Annotated in this window: 12 protein-coding genes; 5 read left to right on the forward strand and 7 right to left on the reverse strand. The window is 44.5% G+C overall.

The window, feature by feature from the left end; all coding sequences use genetic code 11:
* Nucleotides 1-171: 171 nt before the first annotated feature.
* The 4 genes from AC27HD_RS06150 (at nucleotide 172) to AC27HD_RS06165 (ending at nucleotide 7,485) form a co-directional block, all read left to right on the forward strand.
* Nucleotides 172-1,788 (forward strand): NADH-quinone oxidoreductase subunit L, encoded by a 1,617-nt coding sequence (locus AC27HD_RS06150; RefSeq protein ID WP_487104469.1) that lies wholly within the window; start codon nucleotides 172-174, stop codon nucleotides 1,786-1,788.
* Nucleotides 1,788-4,199, forward strand: coding sequence for a YbcC family protein (locus AC27HD_RS06155; RefSeq protein ID WP_487104471.1), 2,412 nt, complete (start codon nucleotides 1,788-1,790; stop codon nucleotides 4,197-4,199). Before AC27HD_RS06150 ends, AC27HD_RS06155 begins: the two co-directional genes overlap by 1 nt.
* Before the next feature lie 195 nt (nucleotides 4,200-4,394).
* Entirely contained in the window at nucleotides 4,395-5,588 is a 1,194-nt protein-coding gene (locus tag AC27HD_RS06160; protein WP_487104473.1) for a patatin-like phospholipase family protein, read from the forward strand.
* Nucleotides 5,589-5,892: 304 nt separating this feature from the next.
* Nucleotides 5,893-7,485 (forward strand): ABC-F family ATPase, encoded by a 1,593-nt coding sequence (locus AC27HD_RS06165; RefSeq protein ID WP_032096404.1) that lies wholly within the window; start codon nucleotides 5,893-5,895, stop codon nucleotides 7,483-7,485.
* Nucleotides 7,486-7,628: 143 nt separating this feature from the next.
* Here AC27HD_RS06165 and AC27HD_RS06170 read toward each other — a convergent pair whose 3' ends face one another.
* Nucleotides 7,629-8,564: a glucosamine kinase nucleotide-binding domain-containing protein gene (locus AC27HD_RS06170; RefSeq protein WP_487104475.1), complete on the reverse strand. Its 936-nt coding sequence runs from the start codon at nucleotides 8,562-8,564 to the stop codon at nucleotides 7,629-7,631.
* 313 nt (nucleotides 8,565-8,877) lie between these two features.
* Here AC27HD_RS06170 and AC27HD_RS06175 point away from each other — a divergent pair, with 313 nt between their 5' ends.
* Nucleotides 8,878-9,636 (forward strand): MipA/OmpV family protein, encoded by a 759-nt coding sequence (locus tag AC27HD_RS06175; RefSeq protein ID WP_487104477.1) that lies wholly within the window; start codon nucleotides 8,878-8,880, stop codon nucleotides 9,634-9,636.
* A gap of 58 nt (nucleotides 9,637-9,694) precedes the next feature.
* Here AC27HD_RS06175 and AC27HD_RS06180 read toward each other — a convergent pair whose 3' ends face one another.
* From AC27HD_RS06180 to AC27HD_RS06205, 6 genes are all read right to left on the reverse strand, one after another.
* Nucleotides 9,695-10,198 carry a CreA family protein gene (locus AC27HD_RS06180; protein ID WP_152561555.1) on the reverse strand — a complete coding sequence of 168 codons (504 nt, stop codon included), beginning with the start codon at nucleotides 10,196-10,198 and terminating at the stop codon, nucleotides 9,695-9,697.
* A 120-nt stretch (nucleotides 10,199-10,318) separates the two neighbouring features.
* Nucleotides 10,319-11,209, reverse strand: a complete 891-nt coding sequence (locus tag AC27HD_RS06185; protein WP_487104479.1) for a GGDEF domain-containing protein — start codon at nucleotides 11,207-11,209, stop codon at nucleotides 10,319-10,321.
* Entirely contained in the window at nucleotides 11,206-12,012 is an 807-nt protein-coding gene (locus AC27HD_RS06190) for an alpha/beta fold hydrolase (RefSeq protein ID WP_032096403.1), read from the reverse strand. Before AC27HD_RS06190 ends, AC27HD_RS06185 begins: the two co-directional genes overlap by 4 nt.
* A gap of 190 nt (nucleotides 12,013-12,202) precedes the next feature.
* Nucleotides 12,203-15,994: an AAA family ATPase gene (locus AC27HD_RS06195; RefSeq protein WP_487104481.1), complete on the reverse strand. Its 3,792-nt coding sequence runs from the start codon at nucleotides 15,992-15,994 to the stop codon at nucleotides 12,203-12,205.
* The gene (sbcD, locus tag AC27HD_RS06200; protein ID WP_487104483.1) at nucleotides 15,991-17,364 is read right to left on the reverse strand and encodes an exonuclease subunit SbcD; all 1,374 of its coding nucleotides are present in this window, start codon (nucleotides 17,362-17,364) and stop codon (nucleotides 15,991-15,993) included. The genes AC27HD_RS06195 and sbcD overlap by 4 nt, the downstream gene beginning before the upstream one ends.
* 340 nt (nucleotides 17,365-17,704) lie before the next feature.
* Entirely contained in the window at nucleotides 17,705-19,975 is a 2,271-nt protein-coding gene (locus tag AC27HD_RS06205) for a TonB-dependent receptor (protein ID WP_487104485.1), read from the reverse strand.
* Between the last annotated feature and the right edge of the window lie 101 nt (nucleotides 19,976-20,076).

A 20,076-nucleotide genomic window follows, 5' to 3' on the forward strand; every position in this document is an offset into this window, starting at 1 on the left:
CATTAAACAGAACGAATTAACAACAAAAGTTCACATTCAATATATTTTTCAATATTTTACTTAAAACAAAAAATTAACACAGTTAAAAATACGAACGATTTTTAAATATATATCTATTTTTTAAATTAAACTGACCGTGCTTTACTGCTTAAAACAAAAAAGGAGTAAAACATGTCACCTCAAACCAGCGCATTTTTGCTAATTTCGCTGCCACTGTTCTGGGCCATACTGTCTTGGTTTACCAGTAAAAAAGCCACACTGTTCTCAACTGTCAATATCGAGAAAGTCGCTATTGTGGGAAGCATCACACTGCTCATCGTGTCTTTAGCTACTGGCCTTTCTAGCAGCATGCTTACTGATGAGGGGACAACTGCAGTGGGTGTCATGTTAGTCTCTATTTCCCCTATGAAAGCCATTGTTATGCTAACGGTTGTAGCAATAGGCACCATACTGATGCGATTTTCTCGCAATTATTTAGTGGGTGAAGCCTGCTACCCCCGTTTCTTGCGCTGGATGCAGCTTACCTTGTCCTCTGTGGTTATTACTATCTTAGCCAACCACCTCATTATTTTCTGGGCGGGATGGCTAGCGGTCAGTCTTTCTTTGCACAACTTATTGCTACTTTATCCCGAGCGCCCACGCGCCATTATTGCGGCACATAAAAAGTTTATTTTGGCTCGCACCTCAGAGTGCTTGATGGCGGGTGCCTTTGTATTGCTGTTTTTAGCGTTCGACACCTTGTATATCGATGAAATTTTGTACCTCGTTAATCAACCCAGTTCGATTATCCAAACACAAAGTGGATTAACTAACGCTGAGTTAACGACTTATGCCGCCTGCCTAATAAGTGCAGCTGCGCTGTTAAAATGTGCTCAACTTCCGGCGCATGGCTGGCTTATAAATATTGTCGAAGCGCCTACGCCAGTAAGTGCGCTACTTCATGCTGGCGTTATAAACTTGGGTGGGTATCTGTTATTGGCCTTTGCGCCCCTCGTTGCTGCAAGTAGTCAGGCGCAGTGGATGCTGTTAGTTGTAGCAGGGTTAAGTGTATTTTTCAGTGCATTGATCATGACAACCCGCGTCACAATCAAAGTACGACTTGCTTGGTCAACATCATCACAAATGGGGTTAATGCTTATTGAATGCGCCATGGGGCTTTATTCGCTTGCGCTAATCCACTTGGTTGCTCACTCGTTTTACAAGGCCTATGCGTTTTTAAATACAGGTTCGGCGGTTTATGAAACCTTAGAGCACGATATTAGCGCCCATCGAGCCCCCCTCTATGCCGACTGGCTTAACGCTGCGTTTATTACCTCTCTTGTCATAGCTGCTAGCTTTACACTTTCTAGCTATCAAGGGCCCGCAAGCCCCTGGGTACTGATGGCGCTGGCATTCACCGCGTTTCTTGCCATGCGAACCGCTAATTCAGACCAAACACAAATGTATATCTTAGTGGCTATCACCATTGCTCTTGTAAGCTTTTACGCAACAATAAAAGGCCTTATTCAAAGCTATATTGTGCCCGCTTACCCGGCCCCAATTGGCATGTTTTCGCTAATGGACATATGGGTATCAGCATTGTTAGTTACGCTATTTGCGCTGCACTTTGTCATGCAAACATTTGCTAATCATATTGCAGTGAAGCGTTTTAAACAGCTTTTGTTTGCAGGGTTTTACCTCGATGAATGGTTTACCAAAATCACATTAAAACTACATCCAATAACGCTGCGTGAGAAACAGTCGCGACCTAGTCATGCAGCATCAGTGTCTAAAATTGGGAATCAATAATGACCGTTATCTCACTTAACGCCTCAAGTCTTGATGAAAAGCGCATTCACAAAGCGGCAGCCCAAGCTTGTGAGGGAGTTGCGCCAAACTTCCCTCTTGATAAATTAATTGCGGTAAACCCCTATTGGAAACTGATAAACAGCTCGCAGCAAGACGTATCGGCAAAAGTACATGCCCTTGCCGGTATATCAACCGTGATGCCAGCGACTCATTGGTTAGATTTGTATAAAGAGGGAGAGATCTCAGACAATGCAATTTCTCACAGTTTAATTCAGTACGGTATTACGCTAGATAGCGCAACGTTTTTGTCTACGCTTGGCGATACCACCAAGAAGTTAGCGCTTCCACTTATTACAACGCACTTCGACAGCTATCGCTCGGCAAGTGAAATGACCTGGCAAGATGAGTGTTTATTTCAAATCAGTCAGTTTTGCGCGGCGTACTATCAACACGAGTCTCCTCTTGTTCACGTTGAGGGCAACTCTGCCGCCGACACCTTGTATAAAAGTTGGCTTAATGGGTTAAAGCACGACGCCGGTATTAACGTACTGATGAATACCCGCGGGCTTAAGAAAGTATTTGAAACCCTGCCAACAAGTGTTGATGGCCTTCTACTTGAAGCGAGTAAAACACTGGCACTAGATAACAGCAAAGCGCAAGACTATTTCTACGCGCTCATTATGAGTATTAACGGGTGGTCTTCTTATATTGCTTATCGCACTTGGCTTAAAGACGAAAACGAACTGCAGGGTTTACTCGCTATTCGTCTTGCTTGGGAACTCATTGTGTATCGGTATTATGAAAAACACCATGCTGTAGAGGCTAACCAAGTAAGAACAAGATGGTCTTACGTATTAAATCAACTCCCAGCAAGAATAGCGCAGTTTAAACGAGAAGAGCAAAGCCAGTGGGTAATGATGTATGCCTACGAGTATGAACAGCAACAGCGGTTACAGGCTAAATTGATTGGCTGTACGCCGGTTGAGCAAACCCACGCAGAAGTGCAGGCTATCTTTTGCATTGATGTGCGCTCTGAAGTTATCCGTCGTGTTTTAGAATTGCAAAGTCCTTCCGTGAAAACCATGGGGTTTGCAGGCTTTTTTGGTATGCCAGTAGCCTATGCGCCTGCGAATACAGATGCAAAGCGTCCTCAACTACCAGGGCTTCTTGCTCCGCAGCTTTCAGTATCGGAAAGTGGTACTGAATCTCATCGCACCGAATTTATTCAGCAGCGTTCTACGTGGCACAAATGGAGCAAGTCGCCACTTGGCAGCTTTTCTATGGTGGAGTCTGCGGGGTGGTGGTATGCCTTTAAACTTTTGAAAAACTCTTGGCTTCCATCGAGTAAAGAAAACCCGATGAACACATTAAGTCATGAGCGCAATTGGGAAATTAAAAATGAAAACGGCCCTATTGGCCTAGATGACAAAGTAGCCTTAGCTGCGGGTGCACTAAAAATGATGGGAATGAATAAGTTCTCTCCCACTGTGTTGTTAGTGGGTCATGGCAGCAAATCTAGAAATAACCTGCATGCCGCTGGTCTTGATTGCGGCGCCTGCGGCGGTCAATCTGGCGAGGTTAATGTGCGCGTGCTGGCTCAACTGCTCAATGATGAGGATGTTCGCAAAGCACTTAAAACAATGGGACACAAAATAGCCGGAAATACGCGCTTTATCCCCGCACTGCATAATACGACTACCGACGACGTGGAGTGTTTTGATACCTCCGCACCAGAGAAAGTAAAAAACTGGTTATTAAAAGCCAAGCATCAAGCGCAAAAGGAACGGGCTAAACATTACAGTACCAATTTACAGTTTGAATCGGACAAAAAACGCGACCAGCGCTTTCAGCAACGCGCAAAAGACTGGTCTCAAGTTCAGCCTGAGTGGGGTCTTGCAGGAAACGCGTCGTTTATTATCGGTCCTCGCCAGCGTACTCGAGGCGTCGACTTAGAAGGTAAAAGCTTTTTACACGACTATACCTGGCAAACCGATTTGGACTCTTCCGTGCTAGAAACCTTGATGACAGCGCCAATGATTGTTACCCACTGGATCAACGCGCAGTACAACGCCTCTGTAACGGATAACGATAAATTAGGCAGTGGAAACAAGGTGCTTCACAACGCCGTTGGCAACAATATTGGTGTGTTTGAAGGCAATTCCGGTGATTTGCGAATAGGGCTTTCAAAGCAGTCGCTACACAACGGCGAGCGCTGGGTTCACCAACCTCAACGACTGGGTGTTTATATTGTTGCCCCAAATCACAAAATTCTCGACATTGTGAATAAACACACCATGTTGCAAGAGCTTATTGATAACGACTGGATATATTTATTTAGCTGGGAAAAGCAGGCTGTCATAGAAAGACTTTACAAAGGAAAGTGGTACAAGTCTCACGGCCTTTCTATGTAACTCTGCCTACCGGCAAATGTGTTTGTGTGTAAGTGTGTTGACAGGGACGTCTTTTTTGCACATCGCTTCTTTTATTCCGCTTTTCAAGTCACTGTGTTTTTCCTATCGCTGCGATTCATTCTTTCAATTTTCGCATTGGCGTAAAACGCCATATCCTTTGGTTCATCTTAACTATCTATCGAACAGGTAACCAAAATGAACACTCCAGCCCCATCGTCAGTCTCACCTCAAGCAAACGAGCGTACTAAGTTAGCGCTTATTGCAGAAGGCGGGGGACAGCGTGGAATTTTTACCGCTGGAGTGCTCGACGCGTGGTTGGCTGAAAATTACGACCCTTTCGACATGTTTATTGGAACCTCAGCAGGCTCGCAAAACTTAACCAGCTTTTTAGCGCGGCAAAAAGGATATGCGAAACGATTAATTAGAGGCCTGTCGCGTCACAAACGTTTTTTTCAAGTTGGCCGTGGCTTGGTGGGTAAGCACATTGTCGATTTAGATTGGTACTTTGATAAAACCAAGGAAACAAATCGACTATTAGATTTTAGCGCAGCTACTGAAAATTTAGGAGACAGAGAGCTATTAATAACGGCTACAAACTCTCGGGATCGTAAGCCTTATTTTTTAAGCCCTACAGGTAGCGCTAATCAATGGCGTGAACTTCTAAAAGCGTCTAGCGCATTGCCTTTTTTGTATAAGCAAGGCGTAGCGCTAACAACTGACTATAACGCTAGCGCTTATAACGCCTCTTCGAATAACGGTGAACGCACTAGCGTTTCTAGCACTAACAGAGCGTCAGCGAGGAAAGGTATCGCTAACGGGCCTACAAAAGGTGAACAAAATGCCAGTTGTATTGAGCCAACGGCACCTATATCAGATTTTTACTTAGATGGCGGTTTAGCGGCTCCCCTACCCGTGCAAGAGGCGTACGAGCGAGGCGCGAAGAAAATTGTTGTTATTCGCACTGGTGATATTAATTTTCAGGCGCGCTCAGCATGGCTACACAAATTGAAGTCATTAGTATGCGCAACGGGTCATTGCCCCAAAACAATTAATTATTTAGTGCAGCACGAGCAAGCTTATCAGCAAGAGTTGGCGTTTATCGCAAACCCACCAGCAGATGTAGAGATTATCCAAATATTTGCTGACAAACCCTTGCACAGTAAGCTTCTTGGAAGTACTGACAGCGACTTGCGTCATGATTATAAAGTGGGTGTAAGCGCAGGAAAGCACTTTTTAGCTCAGTATGAGGCCGCAAAAGACCATGATGTAACGCTACCGGAAACAGATGATTTATCATTACCAGCAACAAACGATTTAGCGCTTGTAGCGGCAATGAATGGCTCACCTATCAGCCAAACAGCATTTGGTGCCCACCGGCTGTCTGCTTAGAGTGCTGTTCTCTTTAGCGCACAGCTCCTTCCGGTGCACTGCTCCTTTTAATGCACTGTTCCTTTTAATGCACTAGAGCAGCGCACTTGTCGAAAAAATGACTTTACGCTCTTTAAGGGGGCTAGTTTTTAGTGCTAAGGAATTAGGGCATGAATTAAGACATTTGTGTGAAGATAAGGGCAATAGCTCAAAATTTCCTCGACATATTGCCCTTATTTCCTTATAGTGCGCGCGCAATGCAAGCTGCCTCGGCGTACAAACACGCCCAGCTTTATCTTCTGATTTACTCCCCTGGATACCTGTTTTGATAACCACCGCTAATATTACGATGCAGTTTGGCTCTAAGCCACTGTTTGAAAACATTTCTGCCAAATTTGGCAACGGCAACCGTTACGGCCTAATTGGTGCAAACGGATGCGGCAAGTCTACCTTTATGAAAATTTTGAGCGGTGAACTTACACCGACTTCTGGCAATGTCTCTATGGCACCGGGTACTAAACTCGGTATTTTAAGCCAGAACCAATTTGCATTTGAAGAATTTAGCGCAGTTGACACCGTTATCATGGGCGACCGTGAATTATGGGAAGTAAAACAAGAACGCGACGCCATTTACAGCAAGCCTGATATGAGCGAAGCAGACGGTATGCGTGTTGCCGATCTTGAAACTCAGTTCGCCGAAATGGACGGTTACACAGCTGAAGCCCGAGCAGGCGATATATTAAGCTCTGCCGGTATTGATGAAAGCTACCACTTTGGCCTAATGAAAGAAATTGCACCGGGTAAAAAAGTGCGTGTTCTTCTTGCTCAAGCCTTGTTTGCAGAACCTGATATTTTGCTACTTGATGAGCCAACCAACAACTTGGATATTTACACCATAAGCTGGTTAGCAGAAGAGCTAAACAAGCGTAAATCTACCATGATCATTATTTCCCATGATAGACACTTCTTAAACTCTGTGTGTACTCATATGTCGGATATTGACTACGGTGAACTTCGTACTTACCCAGGTAACTACGACGATTACGTTCAGGCTGCAATGTTAGTACAAGAACAGCTGCACAACGAAAACGCGAAGAAATCTGCTGAAATTGAAGAGCTTCAGGGCTTCGTTGCACGATTCTCTGCTAATGCGTCAAAAGCAAAGCAGGCAACTTCTCGTGCTCGCCGTTTAGAAAAAATTGAATTGTCTGAGGTGAAAGCGTCGAGTCGCCGTAAGCCTTACATTGTGTACAAGCAACACAAAAAACTGCATCGCTTAGCCATAACCCTTGAAGAACTGGGCCACAGCTATCCCGACCTTCCGCTTTTCAGCAACGTTAACTTGTTGCTTGAAGCAGGTCAGCGCCTGGCAATTATCGGTGAAAACGGTGCAGGTAAAACCACGCTACTTAAAACCTTAGTAGACGATTTAGAGCCTACAATGGGTAACATTAAGTGGGCGGAAAACGCAGCGATAGGTTACATTCCACAAGACAACGCCAAATACTTCGCTAAAGATATGACGTTGTTTGACTGGATGAGCCAGTGGCGCAGTCCAAAGCATGATGACCTTCAAATAAAAGGCATGCTGGGACGCTTACTGTTTACTTCTGATGACTTTAATAAGAAAGTGCAGGTGTGTTCAGGGGGTGAGAAAAACCGTCTGTTGTTTGGCAAGCTAATGCTTCAAGATATCAACGTGCTTGTGCTAGATGAGCCTACTAACCACATGGATATGGAGTCTATCGAAGCGCTCAACAATGCTATTTACAAATTTGATGGCACGGTTATTTTTGTTAGCCACGACAGAGAGTTCGTTTCTTCGCTAGCCACTCAAATTATTGAAATAAAAGACCAAGAGCTTAACCACTTTGATGGTAACTATGACGAGTTCTTGTCGCATAAAGAAATAGCGTAAGTTAACGGTTAACGTTATATACAAAATAAGGTGGCGCAAGCCACCTTATTTATTTAAACCACGTCTGTCTTTCACTTTATTGTGCACAATGCACTTTTCCTATAGAGCCTGTTTCTATCGGCCCTACTCCTTTAAGAACGTTTTTACTTTACGCCTTCTTTCACTCTATCCTTCGCGCTATCCACTTGTGAAAAGTACCCTATTGCACCGCGCTGAGCGTTTGTTTTTGGCGCGCATAACGATTGCTGTATATCATTAGGCAATAACGGAATATAGGTTTGCGCAAGTCCACCCACCACACACACTGGCATTACTGATGAATCGCCCGCTGTTTTACAAAAGCTTCGATAATACTCGTTTAGCGTGTTTATGATGGAGTGAATGTAGCGAGCGCCTTCGCGAATAATCTCGGTAGCGGTTTCGCAGCCTGCTTCATGGCATGCTGTAACAATGGGTGCCAGCTCTCCATAATGACTTGGTTTATAAGAGGAGGTAATGGTAACAACATCGCTAGCTGTGCGTGCTTGAAGTTGCTCAACCACTCGTTTTGCAAGCGCGCTTTCTTGATGAACACCATCCATCGTAAGCAATGTATTTTTGACTGCCTGAAGGCCAAGCCACGCTGCGCTGCCATTGTCGCCTAAGCTAAGTCCATAACCACCAATATCTTTAAATGTGCCATCGCGATGACACGTAGCTGCCGAGCCAGTGCCGCAGATAATTAGACCACCGTTTGCGCCTTCATGGGCACCAAAGCAGGCGGCATGCAAATCGCTCATTACGTGAATGCGTTTAAACGGCATTGGCAATGACAGAAAATAAGTCTTTGCTTTAGGAATGTTGGCGCCGGCAAGCCCTGCCATTACCACCAGTTCAGACAGAGAAAGCGACAGGTTGGCATCGGCTATTGCTGCTTTGCATGCACTCACTATTGATTGCAGTGCCTGTTGGGGGTCGCTCATTATATTTGATGCCCCAGAGACTCCCTCTCCAACTAACTTTCCATTGCTATTTTGCAACACAGCCCGACAGTGTGAACCTCCGCCGTCGATGCCAATAATGTATTCGTGCTTCACCATTTTCTCGTCAATTTACTTCATATTGCTTTGCTTCATATGCCTCCACTCTATCACAAGCGCTATCATCAACTAACGTGGTTTTTACCACGCAACACGAATTCTTTTCTAAAAGTCTGCCTGCAAGGGCGTAGTCTTAGGACAGCAGCAACACTTGGTTACACTCACTAACCCGTAGTGCTGATCAATTATGACCAAATGAATGTATTCTTGTTTATGGTTCTATTCTAGGTTCTGTTTTAAGTTCTGTTCAATCTCTGATTTAAACGTTGCTTTAAACGGTCGAATAAATTGCTATTAAAAAGGAGGCTCGAAATTGAAAATACAAACAAGTTTAATACTAGGCGGCTTGCTGTCAGCACTGACAGCTTCTACATTTACGTACGCCCAAGCTCCACAACAACCTCAAGGCTGGATGTATGGCTTTGGCATTAACGCATCGCAAGATGTCTATGCGGGATTCGATAACCGAATTGTTCCTATTCCTATTATTGGTTATGCCGGTGAAAAACTCAGGGTGTATGGGCCTTTTGTTAGCTACCAGGTATTTCAAGAAGAGGGCTTCTCAGTCGATGCACAATTAGTCCCCGTATTCGCCGGTTACGAGGAATCCGACAGCTTTATCTTTGAAGGAATGGACGATAGAGACTTTAGTTTTGCCGCTGGAATAAGTGCAAATTACAACACGCAAAGCTGGACATACTCCTTATCCACCAATGCCGATATGCTAGGAAAGTACGATGGTTTTCAAGCCACCGCAAGAATAGGTAAACAATTCAGAATAAATGGCTTTTTGATTGAGCCCTCTGTTGGCCTTAGCTTTCAAGACAGTAACTATGTGGATTATTACTACGGCGTGCGCCCTGAAGAAGTCACTGCATTTAGAGGTTTGTATGAAGGCAGCAGCGCGACAAACACCGAAGTAAGAGTAGCAGTGTCTACGGGTAAGTTTTTAGGCGGCATGACCCGAGTTGACGTGGGCGCTACATTTTTTGATAGCAGCATAAGCGACAGTCCACTCACCGATGACGACACTGCATTGAGCGCCACACTGGTTTACACCCGCATGTTTTAACCTGGCGCTCATTACCATGACAACGTTTATTGGCGCTGTCTTAAGCCAATATCAGTGCTTAATTAAACGCCTCGGTTTCCCATAAAGGCACTGTAGAAAGACTGTGTTTATAACTGCCCGATGTTTCTTTTGTGCTGTATGACAAATACATCAGTGTTTTTGATTCTTCGTCGTAAATGCGGCGAAGCTTCATGTTTTTGAAAAACACACTTTTAGACTTTCTAAAAATCACATCACCGGAGGGCGATTTATCGATATTCGCCAGCATTTCTGCGGTTATCGGCCCGGTTTGTCTGCAGGCGATGGCGCTATCAGACGGATCTGAAAAGTCTAGATCGGCTTCGATGCTAGAAATATGACAGGTAACGCCTGTCACTATGGGGTCGACTAATGCATCTATTTTAATATCTTTGGTGGTAAATAATCCAAGAGACACATCACCTACTTCACTGTCGCTGCAACCTGCTACGCCCCCAATCGCTAAAAAAGCTAAGAAAATAGTTCTACGCAGTAACGTACTTAATGTAGTTCCATCACTACCCTGTAAGATCAATTTTTTCATTTCCATCCTTTTTTGCCTTTTACATTGCATCAATCGCGTGCGTCGATTTAGCTACTTTGTACTTCTACTCTTTGAACCAAAAACGTCCATAAGCGCATGAAATAGAGTTATAGCAATCATTCAGCCTAATTGAGTTTGGTTTCTACCATTATTTTTTGCTTTATATAACGCGTCATCTGCTTTGCTAATTTTCTTAGCAATAACGTCTTTATCTCCTAGGTCTTGAGGCTCTATTGCAGCGACACCAATACTTACTGTGAGCTTTTTGCTATTCGGTAGACGAATTTTTTGAACGGCTTCATGAATTCGATCGCAATAATATTGAACATCTTGAAGATGGGTGTTGTAAAGCGCAACGAGAAACTCTTCACCTCCCCAACGAGCAACAAGGTCACTTTCTCTCACCACAGCAGTTAACATAGACGCCAACCTTAGTAGCACTTCATCGCCGTATTCATGACCAAAATTATCGTTAATGAGTTTAAAGTAATCGATATCGATAAGCACCAGGCATACGGGCACGTATTTGCGCCTCATAAATGTGATTATCTTGGTGAGATCAGTATTTAATGCCCTGCGATTTAGCAAAGAAGTCAGCGGATCTAAACGCGTTAAGCGAGTGAGCTCTTCCGTTTTCTCCTCTAAGCTTTCTCGCGCTAAGACCAGTTCTTGGTAAAGCTTATCCCGTTCTTCGGCAGGATAAACGGCCCAAAATAGTGTACCGCCAACTAAGCGTATATTCGCCACTGCGGGTATTCTATCGCCTCGTCGAGTGATTAACGTTAACTGCACCTCCGTAAAAATACCATTATTTATAAGAATCGGCTTTACATAACTTTCATAAAAAATAAGCGAGGCTTTCGATAGAACATCAGTCAACGTTAGCGAGAGCTCGTCGAAGCAAATGTGTAAAAATTGCTGTGCATAGCCATTACCTGATAGTACTTGAGTGCTTTCAAGATGAGTCACAAACAGCAGGCAGGGGAAGTTATCTACCTCTACTTGTCTCAATCGAGAAACTCCTCGATAGCACACGCCACTTGCTCGGGCGTTGTCATATGCAGGCAGTGCCCTTTAGCTTCTAAAACATTGAGTACCGAGTGCTCAATTGCTTTATGCATGTACTGTCCAACCTCAACGGATACCAGAGTATCGTCCTGACTTTGAAGTATGAGTGTTGGCGTAGTGAGCTTGGGCAATAAGTGCCTATCGTCAGCAAAAAACGTGGCTTTCGCAAAGGGTTTAGCATAGCTGGGGTCGGTCGAGCAAAAACTGCTTTCTAGCTCCTGTTTAAACGAATCACCATTCCCCTCTCCAATGGCTAAAGGAGCAAAATAACTCGCCCATCCAAGATAATTCTTATCCATTAAATTGATAAGTTCTTCTAAGTCCTCTTTTTCAAACCCTCCCATGTAATCGGGCGGTAAATTCAAGAAGCACGGAGAAGGACAGACCATGATCAGCTTGCCAATTAAGTCTGGACGTTCGATAGCTGCGTACATGCCGATGGTGCTGCTCACAGAGTGTCCAATAAAAATTACGTTGCTAAGTGCTAGCGAATCACAGATTTCTTCAACGTCTTTTGCATAACCGCTAAGCTGAGAATATCTTTTTTTATCGAATGCATTGAGGTCAGACTGCCCGCATCCAACATAATCAAACAGAACGATTTTGTAGCTTTCTTCAAAAAAGGGAATGAGGTAATCCCACATACGCTGATCGCAACCAAAACCATGAGCTAGCAAAAGAGTGACTTCACCCTTACCAGTAACGCGTACATTGTTGCGCTGTATGATATCTGTTTCTAAGTACATATCTGTTCTACCAACATTTTTTGCATAACAGGTGATTTGCTTACCCTAGCTGCTAGTTTTTTAGCACGATGTCCTTATCTCAAACCAACGCATTACTAACTTCTAAGAAACCAAGTGTAGCGTAAAATTACTCTCACTATATTATGCTAATAGCCTTTTCCGCTAAAAAAGCGGCCGAATGTTCTAAAAACTATACTAAGGTAGAAGGGACAGAATAGCGCTTTTCCAATGCACTTAACCCAACACCATTTTGCTTAATAACCTTTAACTGAGTAGGAATGCGCTCTTTCATGGCCTCAATATGGCTTATAACACCAATCATTTTGCCACTAGCATTAAGGTTATCAAGAGCGTCTAAGGCCACGTCTAGGGTTTCAGCATCCAAGGTGCCAAAGCCTTCATCTAAGAACAATGAATCGATACTGGTTTTATAACTTACCAAATCAGAAAGAGACAGCGCCAACGCCAAACTCACCAAAAAGCTTTCGCCTCCAGATAAGGTTTTGGTATCTCTTAATACATCACCTTGCCATGTATCTACCACACTTAAACCTAACCCTTCATTCACTTTGCGAATTAGCTGATAACGCCCGTGTAACTTATCAAGCTGCTGATTGGCCAGCACTACCAAGTTATCTAAAGTAAGGCCTTGAGCAAAGCGCCTAAACTTGTCACCGTTGGCTGAGCCGATTAGGGAATGCAGATACGTAATATCGTCGTAATAGGCCTCAAAACGCGCCATTTCTTCTATTAATGTCTGCTGTTTTTCTTGTGCCTGTGCATTGGCTGATAGCTGCTGAGCTATCTGACCTTGGGTAGACAGCAACGCGTCTTTACGCTCATTTTTCTCAGCTATATTATCACTAACCTGCAGCGGCCCGCGGTCTTCAAGTAACTGCTGCCAGCGCTCAGCATTCTCGTTCCCTTTAAGCTTTTCTTGCTGCGTAACAGCATTGGCCACTAGTAACTCAGCATGTTGCAGCTTCTGCGAAACTGAGTGTTTGAGTGCAACAAGCTGCTCTCGGGTTTCTTCATCAAGCATCGATTGAGTAAATACTTCCTCGCTTTCAAAGGGGCTTTTGTTAAGCAGGCTGTCAAAATCACTACGAGCAATGGCAAGCTGCTCTCGTTTAGTCATTAACTGTTCGATAAGCTGCTCTTTTTCCGCATCTAAGCGAGCAGCGGTATTGTTGGCGCCCTGCTGCTTGGCTCGATATTCAGTTAACTGTTGCTCAATACGCTCTATGTTGTCAGCGGCGATTTTTCGCACTGCGGCTATGTTTTGCTCTGGGAATACCTCCTGTCGTTTAGCGTTGAATGACGACAGAGAATCTTCATATTGCTTTACTCTTTCAGTACTTTCTTTCAGCTGCTGCTGATAAGTCGCTATTTCACGGGTAAGCGTAGCTAAATTCTCGTTAAAGGCATTAATGCTTGGCAACAGTAACTCAAGCTCATGCTGCTTTGCTTTGTAAACGTTGAGTGCGTCGGCCTTTTCTTTTAACCATTGCGTTAGGTCTTGAGGTGCAGGAGCTGTAAATTCGACTCCAGTGTTTTTACCTTCAAAAGTATTATCATCAGAAGTATTAGCGCCAGAAATATCCGAATTAGCTCGGGTAACTTCGGCTATTGCTGCAATTAGGGCGCTTTCTTTTTCATCGAGTGCTCGCTGTTTTTCCTCAATATCTTTTTCCAGCTCAGCAATGGATGCCTGCACGTTTTGCTGTTGTTGTAACAGTAACTGGTGCTCACCATTTGCACTCGACAGTTCGCGTTGTGCATTGTGGTGCTTGGCTTTCTCGTCGGTTAACTGTTGCTCCGCCTGCTCAATATCTTTTAATTGCCGATTAAGAGAATCGATACGCGCTTTGTATGCGTTGCTAAAGCGTGCAAATTGAGCGTTGCCTTCTACGGGTATTTCACTAAATGCTGAGTCGATGGCGTGGCTAATCACTTCTTGCTGGCGTTGCCACTGCACTTTTAATTCTTCTAACCGCTTAGTAAGAGCACTTTTATTTGCGAGGGCTTGTTCAATAGCCATCTCAGCTTTTGCCAGTGCTTCTTTGGCTTTTGTTCCCTCTTGCTCTATATCTTCTAACTGTTGTTTGAGAGCATCTCGCTTTTGCACTGTTGCGGGTACATCAATATTTACCGAGTCTACTTTGTGTTCATTTGCACCGCATACTGGACACGCCTCGCCGTCATTAAGTTGAGCACGTAAGTGCGCTACCTCGTTGTTCAGTGATATGATCTCATCGATTTCTTTTAATCTTGCTTTCGTATTTTTGTAGTCATCCACCAAACTGTCACGTTTGGCTTTTTGCGTCGCTTTATCGTTTTCACGCGCTTCATCACCTGCCGCAATATTATTCACATCATCCGTCAGCGCTTTGTACTGTAGCTGCAAATGATCGCACTGAATAATGTTATCCCAGTGCTTAAGCTTTACTGCAACTTCATCACTCAGTGTTGCTTTTTCATCACCATTTAGCAGCAAATTAAGTGCATGTTGATAGCTCTCCACTTTCTCTTTAAGCCGTTCAGTTTCTACAGTGAATTTTGATACTTCATCAAAGCGTTGGCTTACCTTTTCTGATAGCTGACTTAACGCGTGTGCATTTTCATTGCGCTTAGCGACCCACGAGTTTATTAACCCTCGTTCGTTATTTATGCTTACCGCAGATTCACTCCAGCCGCTTATATGCTCGGCAATATTGCCGATGTGCCTGTGCGACTGTAAGTAAGACGATAATTCTTCTTTAAGCGCGCGCTGCTGAGAAAAAGCCTTTTCAATTCGCGACTTTTCTTGCTCTTTTTCACTAAGAGATGCCGTTAACGTAGATATGGTATTGGTTAACTCGCTCAGGGTGTCTGTGGTCTGCTGAATTTTATTGTTTATGGGCAACACATGGTTATTGATGCGTTCTTCAAGACGAGTATTGTTAGTCTTTGCTTCTTTCAGCTCTTCCTCGGCCTGCGCGACAGATTGTTGCGCCTCACTGCATGCCGCCTGAGCATAAGGTAACTGCTGTTCTTTTTCTTTCAGTCGCCCCTCATAAACAGTCACATCATCTTGAATCGATTTATATTTAAAATAAGGAACTCGTAGCACCTCGGCAGGTTCACTTTGTGCTAATTTGTTCAGCTTGCTTTTTGCCTCGTCTGCGTCACTCTGCGCAGCTTTTTGTAGATGTTGCGCTTCATTTACGGCGTGTTCATTTTCTTTAATCGCATCTTGCCACTGCTTTTGCTGGTGCAATACGTGAAGCTCTGCAGATAAATCGGCAATGTGTTGTTTGGTCTGCGTGAGTTCATCATTTAAGGCCTTAGTTTCATCTTCGCTTAGCAGGGTTACGCCCTCTAACATTAACCCAAAGTCTTTCTTTTTTTGTTTGGCTTCAGAAAATTGGGCATGCACTGCTTGGGAAATATGACCGTAAATTTCTGTTCCCGTGAGCTCTTCTAATAGCTCGGCTCTGTCATTTTCATTAGCATTCAAAAATGCCGCAAAGTCGCCTTGAGACAGCATCATCGACTTAGTAAAGCGGGCAAAGTTAAGCCCAGTAAGTCGTTCTACTTCATCACTTTTAGGTCGAACCTGGGTTGCTAATACTTTGCCAGTGTCTACCTCGGCGAGTTCAACGTCGGCACTTTGCAAATTGCCATCTGCCTTGCCTCGCGCCCTGCGCATACTCCAAAACGCGCGATAAGCTTTGCCTTTAATATCAAACTCAACCTCTGCTAAACACTCTGCCGTGCCGCGAGTCATAATGTCATTGGCCGTAGAAGAGATAGTGCCTAAACGAGGCGTTTGATGGTAAAGCGCTAAACAGATGGCATCGAGCAATGTGGTTTTACCCGCACCAGTTGGCCCGGTAATGGCAAATAAACCATTATCAACAAACGGGGACTGAGTGAAATCTATCTTCCACTCGCCCTTTAGGGCATTTAAGTTTTTAAGTCGCAGGGTTAATATTTTCACTTCGCCTGCTCCTTATCTGCTTTGCTGCTATTAACAAGAGCGTCATTGTCCTCGTCATTAGCGTGAACTCGCTCTACTGCCTCTGAAAACAGTTGTGTTATGCGCGCTTTACGGTTTGTTGATGATGCTTGAGTGGATATGCTTTCATCTGGCTCTAGGCTCTCGAACAGCTCAGGGCTATTCTCCCGCTCAAGGCTGTCAAAATCTTCGAGGGCCAACCGCGCCTCAAACACCTCTTTAACCGACAGCTCGCTCAATTGCCTGTTTTTTGTTTCACTTAAGCTTTTAGTGGCGTTTTTCCTCACACGCTTGAGTTGTAATATTTCGGCGTTTTTACCTTCCAACAAAGCCTGTATACGTTGTTGCAAATCCGTAAGGTAATCTTGGGTTTCAACTTCAATACACAACCACACAGGCGAAAGCTCTGTGGCATCAGCAATAGCGCTGCTGTTATTAATGGCCAATTCAATACTCGCTAAATCTCCTTTAATCACCTCCATGGCTTGAAAGCGCGGAACGGGGATCGGCGTGATAGCGGTTTGGTCTGATGTAAACTCAACCATAACAACCTGCTTTTGCGTATTGAGTTCATCAAAGCTTAAGGGTATTGGCGAGCCGGAGTAGCGAATATGCTCGGTTTTAGCCACTTTTTGTGGGCGGTGGATATGGCCTAAGGCAATGTAATCGGCCGGCGGAAAGCCACCTGCATCGAACCCTTCTAACGTACCGATATAAATATCCCGCACACTTTCAGACTGACTGACACCCAGCGCCGTTAAGTGGCCTGTAGCAACTATGGGAATAGTCTCGGCCTGCCGCTGTGTTTGTGCTGCAATCGAATGTCGAAGCGCAATGGCTTGCTGATACAACACTGCGTAATGCTGCTTTATTGCCTCACCCAACGCATGGCGCTTATCTACCGCACTTTGCCCTGCTGTACTCACCAACACATCTTTTGGGCGAATAAACGGCACGGCACATAAAATAGCGCCAACCTCATCGGCGCTATTTTTAAGCGCAATAACCTGTTCGGCGCTATCACCAAACGTGCTGGCGATAACGTGACTATTTAAATACTTAAGCAGCGATTTACTCTCGTTAAGTACAGAAACAGAGTCGTGGTTTCCCCCCAGTACAACAAGAGTGCATTGCCGACCTTGCAGCGCACCAATAAATGCATGATAAAGCTCTCGTGCGTAGCTAGGAGGCGTACCTGTATCAAACACATCGCCCGCCACAATCACCGCATCTATTGCATGAGTGTCGACTTCATTTAAAAGCCATTTCAAAAATGCGTCATGTTCGTGCTTTCGGCTTTTTGTAAAAAAGCTCTGCCCTAAATGCCAGTCAGACGTATGCAATATTTTCATGTAATTGGAGAACCAGAATGCGTTTGGAAAGAATAAAGTGACGTATATTGAACTCGCAAAGTGCTGTTAAACAGACTCAAGGAGTTACCGTTGAACTATAGAGATATTCTACTTTTATGACAATGGTGCATATGAATTTGCATGGAATGTAATATTGTGAGCAGCTGATATATTTTTGACTGCTAACTCGAGAAATGCTGACGGGAAGTATAAGTAGAATATACAAATAAAAAAGCTGGCGTGTTTAGCGCCAGCCCTTTCAATTTTCTTGTTTTTGTGTTTCTTACACTTCTTGCTACTTACGTTTCTTTTTGTGTTCAATTCTTCTAGCTAAAAGCATTTAGAAGAATAGATACGACACGCTAAATCTTACGCTGCGCGGCATAATGAAACGGCCATTTGGTGCTTCTGGATTACGAGGATCCCCCTCTGTAATGCCCTGTTCATCGGTCAAGTTATCAACCGACAGTTGAAGGCGAAGCGACTCTGTTGGGTCTAAGGTCATACCCACATCAATTTTTTCGTAACCCTCTAGTACGACTGTGTTCTCGTTGTTACCAAAGCGGTCGTCTACTGCAGACAGGGTTCCATACACTGTTGCGTACATGTCACCAATATCAAAATCGTAGCTTGGCGTCACACGCACCTGCCAACCTGGCTGGCGCTGGGCCTCGTTACCTTCATTAGTCGCACTTGCTGTAATTTCAGTTTCTTGAAGCGTTGCATTAACACTTAAAGAGAAGCCAGAGTCATGGCTGTATCTACCATCTAGCTCAACACCGTAGGCTTCATTAGTAAGAATTTCAGCTGGCGCACCGGGTCTGCGTACAAACGTATCACCTTCAACTTCATTCGCGAAAGCAGTTGCAAAAAATTGCACGCTATCGTTCATAAATTTATAGCCCAATTCCGCTTGCATGATCTCCTGAATGAGGTCGTTTCCGCCAGTATAAGCCCCCCAGTTGTCACGAAAATCATCGAAGTACGGCATTTTGTAACCGCGGTTGGTGCGAATGAAAACGCCGCTGTTATCGTTTAAAGCGTAGTTCGCTCCTAAGGTCCACGATGTTTTGGTTTCATCGTATTCAAGGGCTTTGGTGATTGTGCCGTCTAAACCTTCATCCACTGAGTAATTCACTTCGTGATTCTCACGGCGTAGGCCTAAATCGATGCTTAAGTCGGTTGTCGCATACCATTTACTGGTTGCGTAGAAAGCAAACGTGCTGGCATCGCCTACCGAGTTAATATCGTAGTTAAAACCACATCCCTCAGCACTGTTATTACATTCGATGCCATCAAGCAATTCACCGCCTGGTTGCAACACGTGATAAGCCGTATTACCTATGCTCCACCAGTCTTCTGATTTAGTTGATGCACTGTAAATACCGAATGAAGCATCAAAATCTTCCCAGCTTTTCGATATCGCTAAATCGTTAGTAAATGATTCAATGTCTTTAAGTACAACCCAACGACCAATTTGCTGAATGGGCGTATCGCCTGCGTAAGTGGTGCCTGTTACGGCGCCAATTGCCGATTCACCATCATCGGCTACGTCTGAAACCTTGACTGCAGCGCCATTTGGAACAAGACCAAACGTGTTTGCTTCACCCTTAGTTAAGTTAAAGCGGTCGATAAGAAACCAGTCATCACCCAACTCAAGCTTCAAGCTTCCGCCACTCACATGACCGTCCCAGCCTCGCCCATCACCAAAATCAAACGCCTCGGTAGTATCGTCTGGACCATAGGTAATTGTGGCTTGTCTGTTAAGTGGGCCTATTTGAGTATAATTAGCATCAATACCTTCGACGTTAAGCGGTGTAGGTAAATACCAAGTGCCACGGTCATCAGTTTGACGGGTGTATAAGTTAAGCTCGCCTTTATCGAACACCTTAGTAATGTTCACGGTAAACTGATTACCCTGCTCTGAATTGAAGCCGGCATCTCTGATCCCTTCAGAGCTTTTAATATAGCCACCTACCATGTAGTAAAGATCGTCAGCGAGTGCACCACTTGCTACTACGTCAACACGATTAAGCCCGTAGTCCGACACTGTGTACTTTGCCATTGCTTCGCTAGACTCTCCACCACGCTTCATTCTGAAGTTGGTCGTTAGGCCTGGCTGACCGTTACTCACTACTGGGTTAGGTCCACCGCGCAAACCTTCTACCATTTCGATGGTTTCATCGATACGGAAAAGCTGAGAGTTTTCCAAAAACGACAGGGTTGGCGCTGGGTAAATAGGCGACCCATCAAGCGCTATTGTAAGAAATGGTGCGTCGCCGCCTCCAGGGAAACCACGAACAAAAACGTTGGCACCAGACTCACCACCAGAGCTCTCTACCCATACTCCGGGGATGGCTTTAAATAAGTCGGCGGTAGACTTAGGGGCTAACTTTTCAATGTCGCTTGCGTCTATGTTTGTCACAGCGAAGCTTGCGTCAATTTTTCTAATCCCTGCCCCACCTGGCGTACCACTTACCACAATGATTTCGGCGTTTTCTTCGGCGAGTTCCTTTGTGGTTTGTTTGGATTCTTCTTGTGCGATAGCAGGTTGTGCAAGTGCCACTGCAATAGCGCTGGCGAGTGATGCTTTTGTAAACAACGTTTTCATGGTGTGTGCTCCCGAAAATGTTATATTGCGTTGTTAACTGAATGCGTATAACACGTTTATAAAATGTTATTCACATCACGAATTGACAACAAAATAGATCC

This window comes from Alteromonas sp. 4NS20-0143, assembly GCF_057542855.1.

Excerpts from the sequence above, each read along its gene's own strand:
- AC27HD_RS06150 (WP_487104469.1), top strand. The coding sequence starts at position 172 with ATGTCACCTCAAACCAGCGCATTTTTGCTAATTTCGCTGCCACTGTTC.
- AC27HD_RS06155 (WP_487104471.1), top strand. The coding sequence starts at position 1,788 with ATGACCGTTATCTCACTTAACGCCTCAAGTCTTGATGAAAAGCGCATT.
- AC27HD_RS06160 (WP_487104473.1), top strand. The coding sequence starts at position 4,395 with ATGAACACTCCAGCCCCATCGTCAGTCTCACCTCAAGCAAACGAGCGT.
- AC27HD_RS06170 (WP_487104475.1), bottom strand. The coding sequence starts at position 8,564 with ATGGTGAAGCACGAATACATTATTGGCATCGACGGCGGAGGTTCACAC.
- AC27HD_RS06180 (WP_152561555.1), bottom strand. The coding sequence starts at position 10,198 with ATGAAAAAATTGATCTTACAGGGTAGTGATGGAACTACATTAAGTACG.
- AC27HD_RS06190 (WP_032096403.1), bottom strand. The coding sequence starts at position 12,012 with ATGTACTTAGAAACAGATATCATACAGCGCAACAATGTACGCGTTACT.
- sbcD (WP_487104483.1), bottom strand. The coding sequence starts at position 17,364 with ATGAAAATATTGCATACGTCTGACTGGCATTTAGGGCAGAGCTTTTTT.
- AC27HD_RS06205 (WP_487104485.1), bottom strand. The coding sequence starts at position 19,975 with ATGAAAACGTTGTTTACAAAAGCATCACTCGCCAGCGCTATTGCAGTG.